General features: G+C 72.2%; 16 protein-coding genes. 13 read left to right on the top strand and 3 right to left on the bottom strand.

The window, feature by feature from the left end; all coding sequences use genetic code 11:
• Positions 1–71: 71 nt before the first annotated feature.
• Positions 72–374: an STAS domain-containing protein gene (locus tag AB0K12_RS36785; RefSeq protein ID WP_364571741.1), complete on the bottom strand. Its 303-nt coding sequence runs from the start codon at positions 372–374 to the stop codon at positions 72–74.
• Complete coding sequence (locus AB0K12_RS36780) at positions 371–4,534, bottom strand: SpoIIE family protein phosphatase (protein ID WP_364571739.1); 4,164 nt, start codon at positions 4,532–4,534, stop codon at positions 371–373. Before AB0K12_RS36780 ends, AB0K12_RS36785 begins: the two co-directional genes overlap by 4 nt.
• Positions 4,535–4,821: 287 nt before the next feature.
• Between AB0K12_RS36780 and AB0K12_RS36775 the strand changes: the two genes are divergently transcribed.
• From AB0K12_RS36775 to AB0K12_RS36740, 8 genes are all read left to right on the top strand, one after another.
• A complete protein-coding gene (locus AB0K12_RS36775) occupies positions 4,822–5,178 on the top strand; it encodes an STAS domain-containing protein (protein ID WP_364571737.1) in 357 nt (118 codons plus the stop codon).
• Between the two features lie 101 nt (positions 5,179–5,279).
• Complete coding sequence (locus tag AB0K12_RS36770) at positions 5,280–6,143, top strand: STAS domain-containing protein (RefSeq protein ID WP_364571735.1); 864 nt, start codon at positions 5,280–5,282, stop codon at positions 6,141–6,143.
• The gene (locus tag AB0K12_RS36765) at positions 6,143–6,523 is read left to right on the top strand and encodes an STAS domain-containing protein (protein WP_345405949.1); all 381 of its coding nucleotides are present in this window, start codon (positions 6,143–6,145) and stop codon (positions 6,521–6,523) included. The genes AB0K12_RS36770 and AB0K12_RS36765 overlap by 1 nt, the downstream gene beginning before the upstream one ends.
• Entirely contained in the window at positions 6,520–6,921 is a 402-nt protein-coding gene (locus AB0K12_RS36760; RefSeq protein WP_364571733.1) for an anti-sigma regulatory factor, read from the top strand. The genes AB0K12_RS36765 and AB0K12_RS36760 overlap by 4 nt, the downstream gene beginning before the upstream one ends.
• Entirely contained in the window at positions 6,918–7,919 is a 1,002-nt protein-coding gene (locus tag AB0K12_RS36755; RefSeq protein ID WP_364571731.1) for a SpoIIE family protein phosphatase, read from the top strand. Before AB0K12_RS36760 ends, AB0K12_RS36755 begins: the two co-directional genes overlap by 4 nt.
• Positions 7,916–9,595 carry an ATP-binding protein gene (locus AB0K12_RS36750; protein ID WP_364571729.1) on the top strand — a complete coding sequence of 560 codons (1,680 nt, stop codon included), beginning with the start codon at positions 7,916–7,918 and terminating at the stop codon, positions 9,593–9,595. The genes AB0K12_RS36755 and AB0K12_RS36750 overlap by 4 nt, the downstream gene beginning before the upstream one ends.
• On the top strand, positions 9,588–11,216 hold the full coding sequence (locus tag AB0K12_RS36745) for a fused response regulator/phosphatase (RefSeq protein ID WP_364571727.1): 1,629 nt from the start codon (positions 9,588–9,590) through the stop codon (positions 11,214–11,216). Before AB0K12_RS36750 ends, AB0K12_RS36745 begins: the two co-directional genes overlap by 8 nt.
• A 217-nt stretch (positions 11,217–11,433) precedes the next feature.
• Entirely contained in the window at positions 11,434–12,882 is a 1,449-nt protein-coding gene (locus AB0K12_RS36740; RefSeq protein WP_364571725.1) for an RICIN domain-containing protein, read from the top strand.
• On the opposite strand, the gene AB0K12_RS36735 is transcribed toward AB0K12_RS36740, so the two are convergent.
• Complete coding sequence (locus AB0K12_RS36735; protein ID WP_364571723.1) at positions 12,883–13,791, bottom strand: aminoglycoside phosphotransferase family protein; 909 nt, start codon at positions 13,789–13,791, stop codon at positions 12,883–12,885. It lies immediately after the preceding gene.
• A 114-nt stretch (positions 13,792–13,905) separates the two neighbouring features.
• Between AB0K12_RS36735 and AB0K12_RS36730 the strand changes: the two genes are divergently transcribed.
• The 5 genes from AB0K12_RS36730 to AB0K12_RS36710 all read left to right on the top strand — a co-directional run bounded on the left by AB0K12_RS36730 (position 13,906) and on the right by AB0K12_RS36710 (position 21,353).
• Complete coding sequence (locus AB0K12_RS36730; RefSeq protein WP_364571721.1) at positions 13,906–15,858, top strand: serine/threonine-protein kinase; 1,953 nt, start codon at positions 13,906–13,908, stop codon at positions 15,856–15,858.
• Positions 15,859–15,924: 66 nt separating this feature from the next.
• Positions 15,925–16,377 (top strand): MarR family transcriptional regulator, encoded by a 453-nt coding sequence (locus AB0K12_RS36725; RefSeq protein WP_364571719.1) that lies wholly within the window; start codon positions 15,925–15,927, stop codon positions 16,375–16,377.
• Positions 16,374–17,636, top strand: coding sequence for an MFS transporter (locus tag AB0K12_RS36720; protein ID WP_364571717.1), 1,263 nt, complete (start codon positions 16,374–16,376; stop codon positions 17,634–17,636). The genes AB0K12_RS36725 and AB0K12_RS36720 overlap by 4 nt, the downstream gene beginning before the upstream one ends.
• A 225-nt stretch (positions 17,637–17,861) precedes the next feature.
• Positions 17,862–20,219 carry an FHA domain-containing protein gene (locus AB0K12_RS36715; protein ID WP_364571715.1) on the top strand — a complete coding sequence of 786 codons (2,358 nt, stop codon included), beginning with the start codon at positions 17,862–17,864 and terminating at the stop codon, positions 20,217–20,219.
• Positions 20,220–20,459: 240 nt separating this feature from the next.
• The gene (locus AB0K12_RS36710; protein WP_364571712.1) at positions 20,460–21,353 is read left to right on the top strand and encodes a sulfotransferase; all 894 of its coding nucleotides are present in this window, start codon (positions 20,460–20,462) and stop codon (positions 21,351–21,353) included.
• Positions 21,354–21,441: the final 88 nt, after the last annotated feature.

The raw sequence follows: 21,441 nt of genomic DNA, 5'->3' as shown, positions 1-21,441 counted from the left end.
GCCGCAGCTCGTACGAGCTGAACAAGGGCCGGACCCCGCTCGGGTCCGGCCCTTCTCCGTGCCCCCCGGGGTCAGCCGTCGTCCTCGCTCCTGGTGACGGTGGTGACGTCCACGAGGCCCGAGATCTCCAGGACGGGCTCCAGCAGCGGGTTGGCGACCACCCTGATCCGCCCGGCATGGGAGAACAGCACGGTCAGTCCCGCGCTGTCGAGGTACTCCACCGCGCTCAGGTCCACCAGCACGGTGGCGCCCGACGTCCTGGTGAGCGCGTCGTCCAGGGTCGCGGCGTTGCTCATGTCCACCTCGCCGGTGACGGCGAGCACCGGGGTGCCGTCGGGCAGCTCTGAAGTCACCAGGCTCAGGGGTGCGGTCATCGGGCGATCCTCGCATGCATGTCGACGATGGTGCCGGCGGCGCCGGGCTGGATGGTGACCTCCTGCATGAGGGCGCGCATGAGGGCGACGCCACGGCCTCGGTGGGGGTTGGCCTCCGGCTGCGGCGCCTTCCACCGGCCGGTGTCGGCGACGGTGAGGCGGACGTCGTCGCCGGTCGCCACCGCCCGCAGCCGGATCGTCTCCCCGGGGCTGTCGCGGTGGCCGTGCTCGATCGCGTTGGCGCACGCCTCCCCGGCCGCGACCAGGATGCTCTGCGCCTGCGCCGAGGTGACCTGGCAGCGGCTGAGCCAGGTGCGCAGCGCCGAGCGTACGGGGGCGAGCTGGCTGGACTCGGCGGGGAAGGCGACCTCCAGCGGCGCGGGCTGCCGGTAGAGGAGCAGGGCGACGTCGTCGCTGTAGCCGCCGTCGGGGGCGAGCCTGGCCATGACCTCGGTGGCGAGGTCCTCGATCGGGGTGGACCGTCCGTCCTGGACGGCGGCGCTGGCCTGGTCGATGCCTGCTGTCAGCGGCCGGCGGCGCCGCTCGACCAGCCCGTCGGTGTAGAGCAGCAGCGTCGAGCGGGGCGGCATCGTGCACGTCGCCTCGGAGCGGGGCCGGGCGGGCCGGACGGCGAGCGGCGTGGAGCGGCCGCCCTCCAGCAGCGTGGTGCCGCCGTCGGCGCGGGCCAGGATGCCGGGCGGGTGGCCCGCGCTGGCGTAGACGAGGTCGCCGGTGGCGGTGTCGAGCACCCCGCAGAAGACGGTGGTGCACTTGGCGCCGGGGATGAGGGCGGCGAACCTGTCGAGGGTGGTGAACACCTGGGCGGGGCTGGAGTTCTGCAGCAGCAGGGCACGGCAGGCGCTGCGCAGCTGGCCCATGACGGTGGCGGCGCCGAGCCCGCGGCCGACGCAGTCGCCGACGACGATGCCGATGCGGGCGCCGGCCAGCGGCACGATGTCGTACCAGTCGCCGCCGACCTCCAGGGGGCGGCCGGCCGGCTCGTAGCGGACCGCGAAGCCGTCGGGCAGCGTGGACGGGCCGAGAATGGCCCGCTGCAACGCCACGGCGGCCTCGCGTTGCTGGTCGAGCTGGTGCACGCGGTGCAGCAACTGCCCGAGGTGGCCGGCCAGCAGCGCGAGCAGCGTCCGGTCCTCGGTGGAGAAGGGCCGGTTCTGCCCCAGATCCACCCACACGGCAAGCAGCCCTTCGGGATGTTCGAGTGTGATGCCGGCACCATCGGTCTCGGAGGCGACCGGCCGCAGCGGCGGCTGCTCACGCAGCCCGCTCAGCGCACCCTGAACCTGCTCGGGCAGCTCGTCCCAGCCGCCGCCGTCCGGAACACCAACGAGAACGGGCGGCCCCTCCGCGGGAGCAAGTGGTGCCTCCGCGTCCGTCCAGAGGGCGGCGAGGACTTGTCTGGCGCGCCAGACCTCCTGGAGGGCGGCGAGGCCGCCGGAGAGGGCGCCGGCGAGGTTGTCGGCCTGGGAGGCGCGCATGCTGAGCGCGGCCAGCGCGCTCTCGCGCTGCACCAGGTGGTGCTCGGCGGTGACGTCGCGCAGCGTGCCGACGACCCGGCGGCGGCGGGTGTCGGGGTCGGTGACCTCGTTGAAGGTGACCGCGATCCAGACCTGGTGGCCGTCGCGGTGGACGGCGGGGATGACGCCGCTCCCCCTGCCCTCACCGACGAGCCGGCCGAACAGCTCGGCGGCCAGCGCGTGGCCCTGCGGGTCGGCGTCCTGGTCCGGCCACCACGGGTGCATCGGCGTGTACGGCAGGCCGTCGGTCCCGTAGCCGAGGATGTCGGTGAACGCCGCGTTGATCTCGATGACCGCGCCGTCCTCGTCGGTGACGAAGAACGCCTCCTGCAAGGAGTCGATCATGGCGTTGCGCCAGCGGATGTGGTGGTTGCGCATCCGTGCCAGCTCCACGTTGGCCCTGGCCCGCGCCAGCAGCTCGGCCGCGGAGAACGGCTTGACGAGGTAGTCGTCGGCGCCCGCCGACAGCCCCTCGATGGCGGCCTCCTGCCCGGCGCGGGCCGACAGCAGCAGCACCGGCACCCCGGCCGTACGGGGGTCGGAGCGCAGCGCCGCGACCAGGGCGAGCCCGTCGAGGTGCGGCATCATGACGTCGCTGACCACGAGGTCGGGCGCTTCGGCGCGGACCGCGTCCAGGGCGCGCAGGCCGTCGCCGACGGCGCTGACCTGGTAACCGGCGCCCCTGAGCAGCCTGACGAGGTATTCGCGCATGTCGCCGTTGTCGTCGGCGACCAGCACCCGGGGCGGCGCGCCGTCGCCGGGCACCGCCGAGCGGGCGCCGGCGGGCAGCTCGCCGCCGGGATCGTCCTCGGGCAGCCAGCGCATGACCTCCTGCACGTACGCGTTCCCGAGTGCGGGGACCGGCTCGGCCGAGCGGGCGGGCACGACGCTGCCGGCGGGCAGGTGCGCGGAGCCGAACGGCAGCCGGATGGTGAAGGTGGTGCCCTCCCCCTCGGCACTGGCGGCGGTGATGGTGCCGCCGTGCAGCCCCACCAGCTCCTGGACGAGCGCGAGACCGATGCCGCTGCCCTCGTTGGAGCGCGAACGGGCGCTCTCGATGCGGTGGAAGCGCTCGAACAGGCGGGGCAGCTCGTCGGCGGCGATGCCGATGCCGGTGTCGGAGATCGTCACCTCGGCCTGCCCGTCGCGTGCGCCGACGGCGACGGTGATGGAGCCGTCGAAAGTGAACTTCAGCGCGTTGCTGAGCAGGTTGAAGACGACCTTCTCCCACATCTCGCGATCGACGCAGACCGGCTCGGGCAGCGGCGGGCAGTCCACGCGGAAGACCAGGCCGGCCTTGTCGACGGCGGAGCGGAAGACGCTGGCCAGCTCGGCGGTGACGGCCGCCAGGTCGACCGGCTCGTAGCGGGCCTGCATGCGGCCCGCCTCGATGCGGGAGAAGTCGAGCAGCGTGTTGACGAGCTTGCCGAGGCGCAGCCCGTTGCGGTGGATGACCTCGAGGTCCCGCAGGACCTGAGGCTCGGCGTCGGCGAGCGCGGCGCGCAGCTCGCTCACCGGTCCCATGATCAGCGTGAGCGGGGTGCGGAACTCGTGGCTGATGTTGGAGAAGAAGACGGTCTTGGCGCGGTCGAGCTCGGCCAGCTCCTCGGCCCGCCGCTGCTGGGCCTCGTAGCTGCGGGCGGAGGCGATGCCGGCCGCGACGTGGCCGGCGGCCAGCTCGAGGAAGCCGCGGTAGCGCTCGTTCAGCGGCCGGTAGCGGTTGAGCCCGGCCACCAGGAACCCGTAGGGCGCGCTGCCCTGCTGCAGCAGCGGCACGGCCAGCGCCCGCGTGGGCGACTCCGCCCAGGCGCCGCACGGCAGGTCGCGGAACGGGTCGCCGTCCAGCTCGACCAGCGTGGCCTTGCCCGCCGCCAGCGCCTCGGCGGGCCACACTCCCGCCGCGTCGGCGGGGGCCGCGGGATGGCCTTCCGCGATGCCGGTCGAGGCGGCCAGCCGCGCCCTGCCGTCGTCATCGAACAGGTACGTCAGCGTGAACGGCAGGTCGCGCGGGTTGTGGCCGAACTGCCGCCCCGCGAAGGCCAGCATCTCCTGCTCGGTGCGCACCACGCTGGGATCGGAGCCGAGGTCGCGCAGGGTCGCCATGCGCCGCTCGCCGGTGACCCGCTCGGTCTCCTCGCTGACCACGCAGAGCATGCCGACCACCGCGCCGGCGTCGTCGCGCAGCGGGCTGTAGGAGAACGTGTGGTACGTCTCCTCGGGGTAGCCGGCCCGCTCCAGGAAGAGCAGCAGCGCCTCGTCCCAGGTCGCCTGCCCGGTGCGCAGCACGGCGTCGATGCGGGGGCCGATGTCGCCCCAGATCTCCGCCCACACCTCGGCGGCGGGCCGCCCGAGCGCCCACGGATATTTGTGGCCCAGCGTGTCGCGGCGGTAGGCGGCGTTGCAGAAGAACGTCAGCTCCGGCCCCCACGCCATCCACATGGAGAAGCGGGACGACAGCAGGATGCTGACCGCCGTGCGCAGGCTCTGCGGCCAGTCCTCCGGCGGGCCGAGCGGGGTCGCCGCCCAGTCGACGGCGGCCAGGTCGCGGCCGACCTCGTCGTCGGCGGGAAAGGCGGAGAAGATCGCCGTGCCGGGCGCGGGCCCGCCGTCGTCCTCGGGTGCCATCTGCGGACCCTTCCTCGGCGGCGAGCGCGGGGCTCGCCCCCAGCTGGTGATCATGGGGTCGCCGACCGCGGCCTGGTGGATCCGGTGTGCGGCCTCGGTGCTACGGCCGTACGTAGAATAGGGCAATTCGCTTCCATGCAGGGCCTCTCCGGCCGGCCCGGCACGTCAGGCCCTCGGCGATCGATCCGCCACGGTGCGTAAACTGAGCGCGCCCCTCGGCCAAGGCGCCCGCACGGTTCGCCACGTCGTCCGCCTCGTCCGTCCCGCCCCTCCCCTCAGGAGCATTGGTGCAGCACGACCACGGTCTGACCGTCACCTACCAGCCGCATTCCGCTCGCATCCATGTCCTGGTCGTCTCAGGTGACCTCGACCACCACACCTCCTCGCGTCTGCAGGCGGCGCTCGACCAGGTGACGCTCGCGCCAGGTGACGCGCTGGTGGTCGATCTGTCGGCGCTCACGTTCTGCGACTCCACCGGCGTCTCGATCCTGGTCACCGCGCATCAGCGGGCGCGGGAGGCGGGCGCGCGGGCGGCGCTGGCCGGGCTGGCTCCCGACATCGCCCACGTCTTCAAGATCATGGGTCTCGACCGGCTGCTCTCCTTCCATGACACCGCCGGGGACGCCATCGCCGCCCTGGGGTGACGCCCTTCTCGCGCGGGGAGCGGAACGGATAGTTCCACCGTGGAAAGCCCGATACCCTTCGTTCCAATCCACCGCAAACCACCCACTATGGGGAGCGCACGTTGACCGCACACGCCGACGCCGGCCGGCTCCGGATAGAACAGCTCCTGCGCGAGCAGGACGAGACGATCCTCAAACGCTGGACCGACCTCGCAGTGGCCACCGTCGGAGGCCGCGCCGACCGGGGTGTGCTGGCCGGCCGCCTGCGTGACATCTACCAGGCCCTGCAGCACTCGCTCGGCGAGGGCACCGACACCACCGACCTGCGCGGCCTGCTCGCCGACCTGTCCAGGGCGCAGGCCAGGGAGGGCTTCACCCCGTCGGAGACGGCCACCGTCGTCTTCAGCCTCAAGGAGGCCGTCTACGCGCTGCTGGAGAACGAGGAGGACTTCGCCGCGCTGCGCGGCTACATCTGGCTGTCGCGCCTCATCGACGACCTCGGGCTGTTCACGTTCGAGACGTTCGTCACCGCCCGTGAGCGGATCATCTCCGACCAGGCCGAGCAGCTGCTGGAGCTGTCCACGCCGGTGGTCAAGCTCTGGGACGGCATCCTCGCGGTGCCGCTGGTCGGCACGCTCGACTCCGCCCGTACGCAGGTCGTCATGGAGAAGCTGCTGCAGGGGCTCGTCGAGACCGGCTCCGAGCACGCCGTCATCGACATCACCGGCGTGCCCGCGGTCGATACCCAGGTCGCCCAGCACCTGCTCAAGACCGTCGTCGCCGCGCGGCTGATGGGCGCCGAGTGCGTCATCTCCGGCATCCGCCCGCAGATCGCCCACACGATCGTCACGCTCGGCATCGAGTTCGGCGACATCGTCACCAAGGCGACGCTGGCCGACGCGCTGGCGTACACGCTGCGGCGCAGCGGCGTGCAGTTCAGGCGGTCGGCGGACAAGCAGGTCGTCGTGGGGCTGGAGCAGGCCTGATGGAACGTGTCCCCGTTCTCAAGCTCGGCGACCTGCTGATCGTCTCCATCCAGATCGACCTGCAGGACCAGAGCGTCCTCATGCTGCAGGAAGACCTGGCGGACGCGATCGTGAACAACCGGGCCCGCGGCGTGATCATCGACATCACCGCTGTGGAGATCGTCGACTCCTTCATCGGCCGCATGCTCGCGACCATCGCCTCCATCTCCCGGATGCTCGACGCCGAGACCGTCGTCGTGGGGATGCGCCCCGCGGTCGCCATCACGCTCGTCGAGCTGGGGCTCTCGCTCGGCGGCGTGCGTACCGCTCTCAACCTCGAAAAGGGCGTGGCCATGCTCAAGGAACGTGATGAGACCGGCGCTGCCGCGGTGCAGGAGTGACATCACCCGTCGAGCTCGCCATCGCGGGCAACAGCGACGTGGTCATCGTGCGCCAGCAGGTCCGCACCAGCGCGCAGCAGGTGGGGCTGTCGCTGGTGGACCAGACCAAGCTGGTGACCGCGGCCAGCGAGCTGGCCCGCAACGCGCTCACGTACGCCGGCGGCGGGCGCGTGCTCATCGAGGTGGTCAGCAACGGCCTGCGTGACGGCCTGCGCCTGACCTTCACCGACGAGGGTCCGGGCATCTCCGACCTGGACCAGGCGCTCACCGACGGGTGGAGCACCGGCGGCGGGCTCGGCCTGGGCCTGAGCGGCTCGCGGCGGCTGGTCGACGAGTTCGACCTGCACTCCAAGGTGGGCGAGGGCACGCGGGTGACGGTGGTCAAGTGGGCCAGATGATCCGCTCCCGGGACGAGTCCTGGGTCCGCGTGGAGGACGCCAGCGCCATCGGGGCGGCCCGCAGGGCCGCGATGACGCTGGCCGAGTCGTGCGGTTTCGACGAGCACGACCGCGGCAGGGTCGCCGTCGCCGTCAGCGAGGCGGCCTCCAACCTGGTCAAGCACGCCGCGGAAGGCGTGATGCTGATCCGGTCGCACCTGGAGGCGGACGCCGCCGTCGAGGTGATCGCCATCGACAAGGGTCCCGGCATCCACGACCTGTCCCGCGCGGCGCGCGACGGCTACTCCACCACGGGCACGCTCGGCCTCGGCCTCGGCGGCATCGCGCGGATGGCCTCGGCCCACGACGTCTACACCGTGCTGGGGCGCGGCACCGTGGTCGGCATGTGCTTCACCGCCACGGGCACCACGCCCCCCGTCTCGCTCGCGAGCGGGCTGGCCCGCCCGATCGGCGAGGAGGCCGTCTGCGGCGACGCCTTCGCCTACGTCGAGTCCGGGAGCACGGTGATCGCCATGCTGTGCGACGGCCTCGGCCACGGCGAGCCGGCGGCCGCCGCCTCCCGCGAGGCGGTGCGGGTCTTCCAGGACCACCACCACCTGCCCGCGGTGCAGCTGCTCGAGCGCATCCACCACGCGCTGCGCGGCACCAGGGGCGGCGCGGTGTCCGTCGCCCGCCTCGACCGGGCGGCCGGTGTGATCCGTTACGCCGGGCTCGGCAACGTCTCGGGCTGGATCGTGCACGCCGAAGGCCGCCAGGGCATGATCTCCCTGCCGGGCATCGCCGGCCACCAGCGCGACAAGCTGCGCGAGTACGACTACGCTGTCCCCCCGCACAGCCTGCTCGTCCTGCACTCCGACGGGCTGACCGACCGCTGGGACGTCACCGGTCTCCCCGGCCTGTCCGCGCACACCCCGGCGGTCGTGGCCGCCACCCTGCTCAGGGACGCCGGCACCCGCAGGGACGACGCGACCGTGCTGGCCGTGCGGGCCGCGCCGTGAGCGGCGACCGGCTGACCACCATCCGGGTCGACAACGACCAGGACGTCTACGCCATGCGCCGGCTGGGCCGCGAGGTCGCCGCCGCGCTGGAGATGTCGGAGCAGGACCAGATCAGGGTGGCCACCGCGCTCAGCGAGGTGGGCAGGGAGATCGCGATGGAGCGCGGCGCCGGCATGCTCGTCACGTTCTCCCTCGACCCCGGCGAGCTGGTGGTCGAGCTGAGCTTCCCCGAGGCGACCGCCGCCCACGACACCGAGGGCGTCACGCTGGCCGCCCGGCTCATGGACGTCGCCGATCGCGCCCGTCCCGGCCGGCTGGTGCTGCGCAAGCGGCTGCCGCGCGGCGCGGGCACGCTGTCGATCGCGCGGCTGCGCGCCAAGGTCGAGGCCCTGGCCCCGGTCAGCGCCATGGACGAGCTGCGCCAGCAGAACCACGAGCTGGCCGCCACCCTGGAGGAGGTCCGCCAGCTCAACGCCGAGCTGGAGGAGACCAACCAGGGCGTCATGGCGCTGTACAACCAGCTGTCGGCCGAGCTGGAGGAGACCAACCGCGGCGTCGTCGCCCTCTACGCCGAGCTGGATGAGAAGTCGACGCAGCTGCGGCAGGCCAGCGACGCCAAGAACCGTTTCTGGGCGACGGTCAGCCACGAGCTGCGCACCCCGCTGAACTCGATCATCGGCCTGGTGCGGCTGCTGACCGGCCCTGGCGGCGAGCCGCTGGGCGCCGAGCAGGCCCGGCAGGTCGAGCTGATCGGCTCTTCGGCCGAGACGCTGCTGACGCTGGTCAGCGAGCTGCTCGACATCGGCAAGGCCGAGTCGGGCCGCCTCGATCCGCAGGACACCACCGTCGACCTGGTCGCGCTGGCCGAGCGGCTGCGCATGACGATGTGGCCGGCGAAGGGCAGCGAACAGGTGACGCTGAGCGTGCGCATCCCGCCGCCGCCGTTCACCATGCCGGCCGACGAGGCGATGCTGACCAAGATCCTGCGCAACCTGCTGGCCAACAGCCTGAAGTTCACCCAGGAGGGCGAGGTGCTGCTGGAGGTCTCGCACGACGTGGCGGCCAGCGAGGCGGTCTTCACCGTGACCGACACCGGCATCGGCATCCCGGCCGAGCACCTTGAGCGCGTCTTCGAGGAGTTCTACCAGGTGCCGGGGCCCGAGCAGACCAGGGTCAAGGGCACCGGGCTCGGCCTGCCGTACGCGCGGCGGCTGGCCGAGGCGATGGGCGGCACGCTCACCCTCACCAGCGAGCCCGGCGCGGGCACCACGGCGGTGCTGCGGCTGCCGTACGAGCCGGACGACGTGCCCGTGTTGGGGCGGGTGCTGATCGCCGACGACGACGAGAACTTCCGTGCGGGGGTGCGGCGCATGCTGACCGGGTTCGCCGAGCACATCGACGAGGCCCCCGACGGCGCCGCGGCGCTCGCCGCGATGACGGCGGCCCCGCCTGACCTGGCGCTGCTCGACCTGCTGATGCCGGGCCTGGACGGCGCGGCCGTGCTGCAGCGCATGGCCGACGACGAGCGGCTGCGCGACGTCCCGGTGATCGTGATCACGCTGGCCGTCGCGAACCGCCACCCCGAGGGGGCCGCCGCGGTGCTCGGCAAGCAGGGGCTGCGCAGGGACATGCTGCTCGGCGCGATCCGCCAGGCGATGGGAGGCGGCCATGCCTGACCTGGCGCCGTTCACGGCGACGGTCCTCGTCGTCGACGACACCCCCGCCAAGCTGTACATCCTGTCGAGCTGGCTGCGCAGGGCCGGGTACGCGGTGGTGGAGGCGTCCGGCGGCCTGGAGGCGTTGCAGCGCATCGGCGAGGTGTCGCCCGACCTGGTCGTGCTGGACGTCCGCCTGCCCGACATCTCCGGGTACGAGGTGTGCGAGCGCATCAAGAGCGACCCGGCGACCGCGTCCATCCCCGTCATCCAGATCTCCGGCGCCGCCATCACCGCCGCCGACCGGGCGCTCGGCCTGCACCGGGGCGCCGACGGCTACCTCGCGGAGCCGATCGAGCCGGACGAGTTCGTCGCCACCGTGAAGGCGGCGCTGCGCTACCACCGGGCGCGGCAGCGGGCCGAGCGGCTGGCCGGGCGGCTGCGCGCGCTCACCGATCTCACGCTGGAGATGAACGCCGCGCAGACGTTCGACGAGCTGCTGTCCATCGCCGTCTCGGGCACCTGCCGCATCCTCGACCGGCACGCCGGGGTGGTGGCGCTCGCGCCGGACGGGCGTACCCGCAGGCTGACCGCCGGGCCGCCGGACGCCGCCGCCGTCTCCAGGACGGCGCCGCCGGCCGCCCTGGAGACGCTGGGCGAGCAGGCGCTCGGCCAGCAGCCCGGCACGGAGCTGCTGACCATCCCGTACGCCTACTGGTCGGAGGTGGCGCCCGACACCCCGGCGCGGCGCGACATCGTGGCCGTCATGTCGCGCACGAAGCGCGACCGGCCGCCCGTCCTGCTCGGCGTGGAGCCCGACCCGCCGCTGGACGAGGACGAGGTGAGCATGCTGCGCCAGCTCGGCCAGGCGGTCGCGCTGGCGGTGGAGGCGCTGCGCGCCTACGCCGAGGAGCACGCCATCGCTCTGACGTTGCAGCGCAGCCTGCTGCCGTCGCGCGTCCCGCAGGTGGCGGGGCTCGACATCGCCTGGCGTTACCAGCCGGCGGTGGACAACGTCGAGGTGGGCGGCGACTTCTACGAGGTGCTGGAGCTGGACGGCAAGGTGCTGTTCGCGGTGGGCGACGTGCAGGGGCACTCGCTGCTGGCCGCCACCGTGATGGCGGAGCTGCGGCACGCGCTGCGCGCCTCGCTCATCGGCAAGATCGAGCTGGACCAGTCGCTGGCGCTGCTCAACGACGTGCTGCGCCGCTACCACCGGCGGATGACCGCGACCGTGTGCCTGATGCTGCTCGACCCGGCCACCGGGGAGGCGCAGATCGCCAACGCGGGCCACATCCCGCCGCTGCTGCTGGACGGCGAGGGCGAGGACGACGGCGCGGCCCGCTACCACGAGAAGTTCGGCAACCTGCTGCTCGGCGTGGCCGAGGAGGTCTACAGGATCGACCGGGTGATGGTGCCGCCGGGCGGGGCGGTGCTGATGTTCACCGACGGGCTGGTGGAGGACCGCGACAAATACCTCGACGACAGCCTGGAGGTCGCCCGCCAGGCCGCCTCCGCGATCAGCGGCGACGTGAACGAGGCCGCCGACCGGCTGATCGCGGCCTTCGGCGCCCGCGAGGACGACGTGGCGCTCGTCATCGTCCGCCGCCACCGCCAGGACGCCGGCCGCCGGCCGGCCTGATCCGCAGGCGGCCTCCGGTTGCTGAAAAGTTGCAGCCGTTCGTTGACAGCGGCGATGTTCACGTCAACACTCGGCGGCGAACGCCCGCTCACGACACCCCCGATCCCCGACCTCGGATGCCGGCGCTGTGCCGCTGCGCACCATGGCGACCCTCCGGCTCGCCCCTGGCCGACCGGCAGGACGCGGACCTTCGCTCTCACGTACCAGGAGGACGGGCATGCTGAGATCCCTGTGGCGGGCGCTGGCCGCCGCCCTGCTGACCTCCGCCCTGCTGATCGCCGCCGCGCTGGTGGTCCCCTCGGCGCCGGCGCAGGCCGCGCCGCTGACGATCACGAACGGCACCCAGTTCCGCGACACCGCGGGCAACGTGCTGCACGCCCACGGCGGCGGGGTGCTCAAGTCGGGCGACTATTACTACTGGTTCGGCGAGAACCGCAACGCCGACAACACCTTCCGCGCCGTGTCCGTCTACCGCTCGACCGACCTGGTCAACTGGGAGTTCCGGCGCGACGTGCTGACCAGGTCGTCGCATTCCGAGCTGAACGTGGCCAACATCGAGCGGCCGAAGGTCGTCTACAACGCCTCGACCGGCCGCTACGTGATGTGGATGCACAAGGAGAACGGCCGCGACTACGGCGAGGCGCGGGCCGCCGTCGCCTCGTCGGCCACGGTGGACGGCGACTACACCTATCACGGCAGCTTCCGGCCACTGGGCCGGCACATGTCACGCGACATCACGCTGTACGACGACGGCGGCACCGCGTACATGATCTCGGCCGCGGACGAGAACTACGACCTGCACATCTACCGGCTGACCTCCGACTACCTGAACGTCGCCGCGCTGGTGGGCAACTTCTGGAACGACGCGCACCGGGAGGCGCCGGCGATGTTCAAGCGCGGCTCGACGTACTTCCTGCTGACCTCCGGCGCCACCGGCTGGAACCCCAACCAGGCCAAGTACGCCACCGCGTCCAGCGTCTCGGGCCCGTGGACGGGCTGGACGAACGTGGGCGACGGCACGACGTTCAACTCGCAGCCGGCGTACGTGCTGCCGGTGCAGGGCGGCTCGACGACGAGCTACCTCTACATGGGCGACCGGTGGGCGGGCGCGTGGGGCGGGCCGGTGAACGACTCGCAGTACGTGTGGCTGCCGATCACGTTCCCCTCGGCGACGAGCATGAGCCTGAGCTGGCACGCGCAGGTGACGATCGACGCCGCCACCGGCGCGATCACCGGCTCGGGCGCGGGTCCGTCGTACCGGATCACCGCCCGGCACAGCGGCAAGGTCATGGACGTCGTCAGCGCCTCCACGGCCGACAACGCCGAGGTCAAGCAGTATCCGTGGAACGGCGGCAACAACCAGCGGTGGCAGTTCCAGGACCTCGGCGGCGGCTACTTCCGGCTGGTCAGCGTCAACAGCGGCAAGTGCCTCGACGTCGCGAGCAACTCCACCGCCGACGGCGCCAACGTCATCCAGTACACCTGCGGCAGCGGCACCAACCAGCAGTGGCAGTGGGTTCAGACCGGCGGCTACTACCAGCTCAGAGCCCGCCACAGCGGCAAGTGCCTCGACGTGGCGAACGTGTCCACCGCCGACGGCGCCGACATCCAGCAGTACACCTGCGGGACCGGCGCCAACCAGCAGTGGACCCGCACCCTGTCGTGATCAGCCGGACCGCCACTGGTCGAGGGCGGGCTTGAGGTAGTCGTGCAGCGCGGGCAGCTGCGGGACGAGGTCGAGGCAGGCGATGACGCGCAGCATGCCGATGGCGTCGGTGAAGCGCAGCACGTCGGGGTCGAGGGGTCGCAGGCCGCGGTCCTTCGCCCCGCGGTCGTAGGCGGCGGCGAGGTCGGGGCCGAGGCCCGCCATGTCCCACTCGACGGGGCCGAGGGTGACCAGCTCGAAGTCGGCGTAAAGGTCGCCCTCGACGCCGGGGAAGATGTTGGCGGCCGGCGCGTCGCCGTGCACGGGCCGCAGCTCGATGCCGGGGAAGCGCTGCTCGAAGGCGGCCCGGGAGCGTACGAGGGGCTCGAGCTCCTGCCACTCGCGGCGGGCTCTGCCGAGGTCGGCGGCGCTGAGGAGGTCGGGCCTGCCGGCGAGCCGGTCGAGAGCGCCCGCGATGAACTCGGGCTCGGCGGCCGACAGGAACTCCAGCGGCACCGGGCAGTCGCGCAGCGCGGCGTGCAGGCCGGCGACGCTCTCGGCGTTGGCCGCGTAGTCGGTCTCCTTGCCGTGGTCCTCCTCGACGTACTGCCAGAAGGTCAGCGAGAAGCCGTCGCGCCGCACAGGCGCATGGGGCACGAGCGGGCTGGGCGGGATCACCGGCGTGCCTTGATCGGCGAGCCAGCGCGTGACGTCGAGCTCCGTCTGCTGGCGCCGTGCGAGCAGGTCGAGATCGACGTACGCCGGCAGCACCACCGGCACCCTGGCCACGATCGGCGCCGGCGCGAGGTGCACGACCACGGAGAACAGGTCGTGCAGCACCTGCGCGTCGGTCACGGTGAGCCCGAGGTCGCGGCCCGCCCCCACGGCGGCGTCGAGGGCGGCGGCGGTGCGGCTGGCGAGGTCGGTCATGATCCGATCGTTTCACGCCGGGCGACCGGACGAGGACGCTGACACCCTCCGCCACCGGCCGGTTATCGAATAGTAAGGTTCCAGGAGATCCGGAACGTGGTATCACAATGACGCATGGCTGACTTCACGCCGCTCCTGCCCGGTGACCCTCAGCAGCTGGGCGGTTTCGAGCTGCTCGGCAGGCTGGGCGAGGGCGGGCAGGGCGTCGTCTTCCTCGCCAGGACCCCCATGGACGTGCGGGTGGCGGTCAAGTGGCTGCGCCCGTCCGACGACGCTGACACCGTCGAGCGCTTCCTGCGGGAGGCGGAGGTCGCCCGGCGGGTGGCGGCGTTCTGCACGGCGGCGGTGCTGAGCACGGGCACCGAGCAGGGCCGCCCCTACATCGTCAGCGAATACGTCGAGGGCCGCTCGCTCGACCGGCAGGTACGCGAGGACGGCCCCCTGCCGGGCGGCGACCTCGAACGGCTGGCCATCGGCACCGCCACCGCGCTGGCCGCGATCCACGAGGCCGGGGTGGTGCACCGCGACTTCAAGCCGGGCAACGTCATCATGGGCGCCAGCGGGCCGCGGGTGATCGACTTCGGCATCGCCCGCACGCTCGGCCCGGCCACGATGACGAGCAGCACGCAGATCGGGACGCCCGCCTACATGGCTCCCGAGCAGATCATGGGTCACGCGGTGGGCCCGGCGGCCGACCTGTTCTCCTGGGCCGGGACGATGGTGTTCGCCTCCTGCGGGCGGGCGCCGTTCGGCAGCGACGGCACGCACGCGGTGATGAGCCGGGTGCTGCACGAGGAGCCCGAGCTGGGGCTGCTCGACGGGCAGCTGGCCGACCTCGTACGCCGCTGCCTGAGCAAGGACCCGGCACAGCGGCCCGCCGCGATGGAGGTGATCACCCACCTGCTGCGCGCCCCGCAGCCCGGCGCGAACCCGCTCGCCGAGGGCACCAGGCAGGCCGAGCCGGTGCCCGCCGCGCCTCCCGCCGGCCCGCCCCTCACCCCGCCCACCGGCCCGTCCGGGCGCGGGCGGCGCGGGCTGCTGCTCGCCGCCGGCGCGGTGGTGGCGGCGGCCGTCGTGACCGCCGCGATCACGCTGCCCGGCATGCTGGGCAAGGACGCCACCCAGCGCGCCTCCGCCGCGCCACCGACGACCGCGCCCGCCTCCGCCGCCGCACCGGCCACGACCAAGCTGCCCGGCGACGACATCACCCTGTACGAGAGCCCGTCCGACCCGATCACGCTCACCGCGTACGAGGTGGACGACGACGACTACGCCCGAAGGTCGCTGGACGGCGAGTTCGAGAAGTTCCCCCAGAACGTCGACTCGAAGGTCTCCCCCGACGGCCGCTACCTGGCGGGCAGGCCCGAGGACTACACCTCCGACGGCTACGACTCGATCCTCATCACCGACCGGCGCGACGGCTCCAGCTTCCGGGTGAAGACCGTGCGCAAGCCGCTGGACGCCGGCATCCGCACCTGGTCGAAGGACGGCTCGAAGATCCTGCTCAACGTCAACAAGCCGGTCGAGGACGGTGACGGCGAGGAGACCTGGCTCACCACGGGCTTCGCCATCATCGACGTGGCCGCCGCCAAGGCCGACGTGGTGCAGGTGCCGGACAAGGACATCCGCGACAGCGACTTCGGCTGGGACGCCGACGAGCGGGGCGTGGTCATCGTCTACGGCGACGACGAGGGGCTGCGCTTCTTCGACCCCTCGGGCAAGCGCACCCGCGACCTGCCGGGCGTCGGGCGGCTGGCGTCCGGCACAATGGACATCTTCTCGCCGTCCGGCCGCCTGTTCACCACCGAGTGCCCCAAGGGCGCCGACGGCGAGACCTGCCTGTTGGACTCCGCCACGGGCAAGCAGGTGCGCCGCTTCTCCTCCGACTGCGACAAGATCCTCGGCTGGTACGACGAGTCGCACCTGTACTGCTGGGAGCACGACAACACCAACAGGGACGAGGTCCGCGTGGTGGCCTTCGACGGCAGGCTGGTCGGGCGGCTGCTGGACTCGCCGGCCAAGTCCGACGTAGAGCCGTACTTCACCATCGACCCACGCACCTCCTGACATTTCCAGACTCAGGGCCATTCCCACCCGGCGGGAGCATACATAAGCAGGTGATATAAATGTCTTATGCAAGCTGATCCCCCTTCTCAACAGGTGGACGAGCTGGAGCTCGCAGCCGGTCTCGCCAGGATCAGGACGATGATGCGGATGTTCGACGTCCCCCGCGACCTGTCCATCACCGCGCTGTCCACGCTGGCGAACCTCGAACGCCTCGGCCCGCGCCGCCTCACCGAGCTGGCCGTGATCGAGGGCGTCACGCAGCCCGCGATGACCCAGCTCGTCTCGAAGCTCGAACGCGAGGCCCTGGCCGAGCGCCGGCCCGACCCCGAGGACGGCCGCGTCGTGCTGGTCCGCCTGACGCAGCACGGCCGCGACGAGCTGGCCAGGCGGCGCGCCGCCCAGGCCAAGCGGCTGGCCGAGCTGGTCGCCGAGCTGCCCGAGGCCGACAGGGTCGCCATCGCCGCCGCGCTGCCCGCCCTCGACCGGCTGACCTCCCGGGCGCTCGGAGGCGGCGCATGAGCGGCGGCACCACCGGCAGTCCCTTCAAGCAGCCGAAGGCCGTGTGGGCGGTGGCCTTCGCCTGCGTGATCTCGTTCATGGGGATCGGGCTGGTCGACCCGATCCTGCCCGCCATCTCCTCCGACCTGAACGCCTCACCGAGCCAGGTGACGCTGCTCTTCACGAGCTACCTGGTCGTCATGGCCGTCGCCATGCTCGTCACCGGCTGGGTCTCCAGCCGCATCGGCGCCAAGTGGACGCTCATCGCCGGTCTCGTGCTGATCGTGGTGTTCAGCGCGCTGGCCGGCTCCTCGGGCAGCATCGGCGGCATCATCGGCTTCCGCGCGGGCTGGGGCCTCGGCAACGCGCTGTTCGTGGCGACCTCGCTGGCCGTCATCGTGGCCGCCGCCAGCGGCGGCTTCTCCGGCGCGATCATCCTGTACGAGGCCGCGCTCGGTCTCGGCATCGCCGTCGGCCCGCTGCTCGGCGGCGCACTCGGGCACATCAGCTGGCGCGGCCCCTTCTACGGCGTCGCCGTGCTCATGGCCCTCGCGCTGCTGGCGACGATCCTGCTGGTCCGCCCGCAACCCAGACCGGCGCGCAAGACGGGGCTGCTCGACCCGATCAAGGCGCTGCGGCACCGCGGCCTGCTCGCCATGAGCTTGACCGCGCTCTGCTACAACTGGGGCTTCTTCACCGTGCTCGGCTACGCCCCCTTCCCCATGGAGCTGGACGCCATCCAGCTCGGCCTGGTCTTCACCGGTTGGGGCCTGATGGTGGCGATCTTCTCGGTGGCCGGCGCGCCCTGGCTGCAGCGCAGGCTCGGCCTGGCCCGCACGCTGTACGGCAACCTGGCCCTGTTCGCGGTCGTCATCTTCGTCATCGCGGCCTTCGTGGAGAACCGGCCGGTGCTGATCGCGGCGGTGATCGTGGCCGGCGTCTTCATCGGCGTCAACAACACGCTCACCACGCAGGCCGTGATGATGGTGGCGCCCGTGGAGCGGCCGGTGGCCTCGGCGGCGTACGGGTTCGTCCGGTTCATCGGCGGCGGTCTGGCCCCGTTCGCGGCCGGCAAGCTCGCCGAGCACTACAACGTGCACGTGCCGTTCGTGGTCGGCGCCTGCGCGATCCTCGTCGGCATCGCGATCCTGGCGACCGGGCACCGCGACCTGGTCCGCGCCGAGCGCAACCAGAACGAGGTGGACGCGCACGCCGAGCGGGGCGAGCGCGGCGCGGAGCTGGCCGAGGCCGCCGAGGCCGGCACCGGCACGCCCAGCTGACCCCTTCACCCGCGTGAACGACCCGCCGGGGTGCGATCCCGGCGCCTGACCTGGGCCGCCCCGGCTGGGCGGTTCAGGCCGGGCAGGCACAGTACGAGCATTTTTGAAACGTCCGCTCCGACGCCCTCTTTCCCGGGACGGTGGCCTACGATCATGGGTTTCCGGGGTGCCGCGGCGGGGCCCTCACCCGTCTCCGCGCGTCCCGAGTGAAGGGAAGGCGGTTTCGTGACGCAGCTCGTCATCGATGGCCCTGCCGGGTCGATGATCCTCGACCCGGGGCGGTCTTACCGGTTGGGCCGCGACCCGGGATCGGACATCGTGGTCGACGCCGACCGGGTCTCGCGTCACCACGCCGTGCTCTGGTTCGAGGCCGGTCAGTGGCTGCTGCAGGACGCGGGCAGCCGCAACGGCACGTACGCGAGCGGCCGCCGCGTCCAGCGGGTCGTCGTGCACGCGGGCACCAGCGTCGGGCTCGGCCAGGCCACCGGTGCCGGGATCGTCCGCTTCCGCGCCGCCGCCCTCGTCCCCTCCCCGCGTACGCCGGTCCTCCCGGAAGCCGCGGGGACGGTTCCCGCCGAAGCGGCGGGGACGGTGCCGTTCCCGCGCGCCGGTCAGTGGCGTGAGCCGGTCTCCGTCACCGACCTCGACGGCGCGCAGATCGTCCGCATCGGGCGGGCCCCCGACAACGACATCGTGGTCTCCGACCTGCGGGTGTCCAGGCGGCACGCCGAGCTGCGGGTCACCGGCGGCGTGCACGAGATCGTGGACCTGGGCAGCCGCGGCGGGACGTACGTCAACGGCCGCCCGGTGCACCGGGCCCGCATCTCGCCCGACGACTTCGTCGGCATCGGGCCCTCGACGTTCCGGCTGGCGGGCGGCACGCTCACCGAGTACGCCGACACCGGCGAGGTCTGCCTGCAGGCCCACGGCCTGACCGTCACCGTGGACGGCGGCAAGGTGCTGCTCGACCACGTGACGTTCCCGGTGGGCGAGAAGTGCCTGCTGGCGATCGTCGGCCCGAGCGGGTCGGGCAAGTCCACGCTGCTGCGCGCGCTCACCGGCCTGCGCCCGGCCGACGAGGGCGTGGTCACCTACGACGGGCGCGACCTCTACCGCGACTACGCCGAGCTGCGCTCCAGGATCGGGCTGGTGCCGCAGGACGACATCCTGCACAGCGTGCTGACCGTGCGCCGCGCCCTGCTCTACGCCGCCGAGCTGCGCTTCCCCGACGACACCAGCGCGCCTGAGCGGGAGCGGCGGGTGGATGAGGTGCTGGCGCAGCTCGGGCTCGACCACCGCGCGGAGACCCGCATCTCGGCGCTGTCGGGCGGCCAGCGCAAGCGGGTCAGCGTCGCCCTGGAGCTGCTGACCAAACCGTCGCTGCTGTTCCTCGACGAGCCGACGTCAGGGCTTGATCCCGGGCTGGACAAGTCGGTCATGCACCTGCTGCGGGAGCTGGCCGACGACGGGCGTACGGTCGCGGTGGTCACGCACAGCGTCGCCAACCTCGACGTCTGCGACCGGCTGCTCGTGATGGCGCCCGGCGGGAAGATCGCCTACTTCGGCCCGCCCGCGCAGGCGCTGCCGTTCCTCGGCTTCGACGACTGGGCGGACGTCTTCCTCGCCTTCGACGACCCGAGCCGCGACTGGGCCGGCGAGTACGCGCGCTCGCCGATGCACAGCGAGTACATCACCGCCGACCTCATCGTGCCGGCGTCCGCGCCCTCCCCCGTGCGGCGGGCCACGCCGCCGAAGCAGCAGAGCTGGTCCGAACAGCTCGGCACGCTGGTACGCCGCTACTGCCGGGGCATCGTCGCCGACCGGCTGTTCCTCGGCATCACGCTCATCCTGCCGGTCCTGATGGGGCTGCTGGCCAGGGTCGTGCCGACCGGCGACCTGACCGGGCCGCCCGGCACCAACGCGAGCGCCGCCAACCTGCTGCTGATCCTGTGCGTGGGCGGCTGCCTGACCGGGGCCGCCAACGCGGTGCGCGAGCTGGTCAAGGAACGCCCCATCTACCAGCGCGAACGCGCGGTCGGGCTGTCCAGGTCGGCCTACCTGTGCTCGAAGTTACTCGTGCTCGGCCTGATCACCGTCGTGCAGGGCGTCGTGCTGACGCTGGTGGCGATGGTGAACGTCGAGACGCGCGACGAGGGCGTGTTCACCGCGCCGATGGCGGAGCTGGCGGCGGCCGTCGCGCTGCTGTCGTTCACCGCGATGGTCGTGGGGCTGCTCATCTCCGCGCTGGCGCGGACCAGCGAGACCACGATGCCGCTGCTCGTTCTGGTCACGCTGGTGCAGCTGGTCTTCTGCGGGGCGTTGGTGCACCTGGACGGCAAGGCGGTCATGGAGCAGGTCGCCTGGCTCGTCCCGGCCCGGTGGGCGCTGGCGGCGCTGGCGGCCACGCTCGACGTCGGCCGGCTCATGCCGCCCGGCGACGAGGCGCCCGACCCGCTGTGGAGCCAGGACGCGGGCACGTGGCTGCTCGACATGGGCGTGCTGGCGGGGCTCGCGGTGGTGTGCTCGTTCGCGGTGGCCCGGCTCCTGCGCCGCCACGAACCGGCCGTGATGCGCGCCCGCTGAGCACCACTGGCGCGGCACGCGCGACTCGTCCGGCCGCGCGGCGCTCCCGGATCTCCCGGCTGCCCAGGGGCCGCGCGCCGGCGGGCATCAGGGCTTCTACCGGGGGTTTTCTTCGCAGGAAATCCTCAGTTTTGCCTTATATGGTGACAAGCCCCCGAGGAGTCACCATGCCGCCGTGACCCCTGTCAGACGCCTGCGCGGGCCCAGGGGCACGGGGTGAAAGGATCAGGAAATCGCGCAATGGGAGTCGTACACAAAGGGTTCAAACGGCGAGCACGACTTCTCCGCGAGGCGCTGCGCCCACCGCGGCAGCTTCCGAGCTCGGAGCCGGCCAACTCCGGGCTCGCCGAAGGGCTCAAGGCACGCCGTCCCCCGAAGCGCACGCAGGTCGTCGGCTACAACGTCCCGGCCGTGCCGCGGCTGGTCCGCTCCCCCGTCTTCGTCATCGCCCCCGTACGCTCCGGCTCGACGCTGCTGCGCATGCTGCTGAACAGCCACTCCCGCATCCGCGCCGCGCACGAGCTGCACCTGCGCACCATCGGCGTGGAGCTGACGCCCGGCTTCTCCGAGGCGTCGATGGAGGAGCTGGAGCTGGACCGGGTGGAGCTGGAGCACGTCCTGTGGGACCGCATCCTGCACCTGGAGCTGCTGCGCAGCGGCAAGGACATCATGGTCGACAAGACGCCGGGCAACGTCTTCATCTGGGAGCGGCTGCGTTACGTCTGGCCTGAGGCGAAGTTCCTGTTCATGCTGCGCCACCCGGAGGGCGTGATCTCCTCGCTGCAGAAACGCAAGGACAACACCGCCACCAGGGAGTCGCTGGAGGCCACCGCGCTGAAGTACTTCAAACCCCTGCAGAAGGCGCGCAGCACGGTCGGCGGACTCAGCGTGCGCTACGAGGAGCTCACCGCGCAGCCGGAGCAGGTGACCAAGGAGATCTGCGCGTACCTGGGCGTGGAGTGGGAGCCGGGCATGCTCGACTACGGCCGCCACTACCAGGGGCAGTTCGCGCCGAACCTGGGCGACCGCAGCGACACCATCAAGTCGGGCCGCATCCAGGCCGCCCGCACGTTCGACGACGTCACGCTGCCGCCCAAGCTCGAAAGGTACGCCACCGCCTGGGGCTACCGCTAGGTCGTGTTTCATAAGGCACTGAGCCACTGGTTGATCGCAGCGATGATGACGACGGCTTCGTAGCGTACGGCGAGCTTGTCGTAACGGG

It is taken from the genome of Nonomuraea sp. NPDC049419 (assembly GCF_040676995.1).
Classification (GTDB): Bacteria; Actinomycetota; Actinomycetes; order Streptosporangiales; family Streptosporangiaceae; genus Nonomuraea; species Nonomuraea salmonea.
Note: the sequence above shows the minus strand (reverse complement) of the source record. Positions and strands in the feature narration are given on the sequence as shown.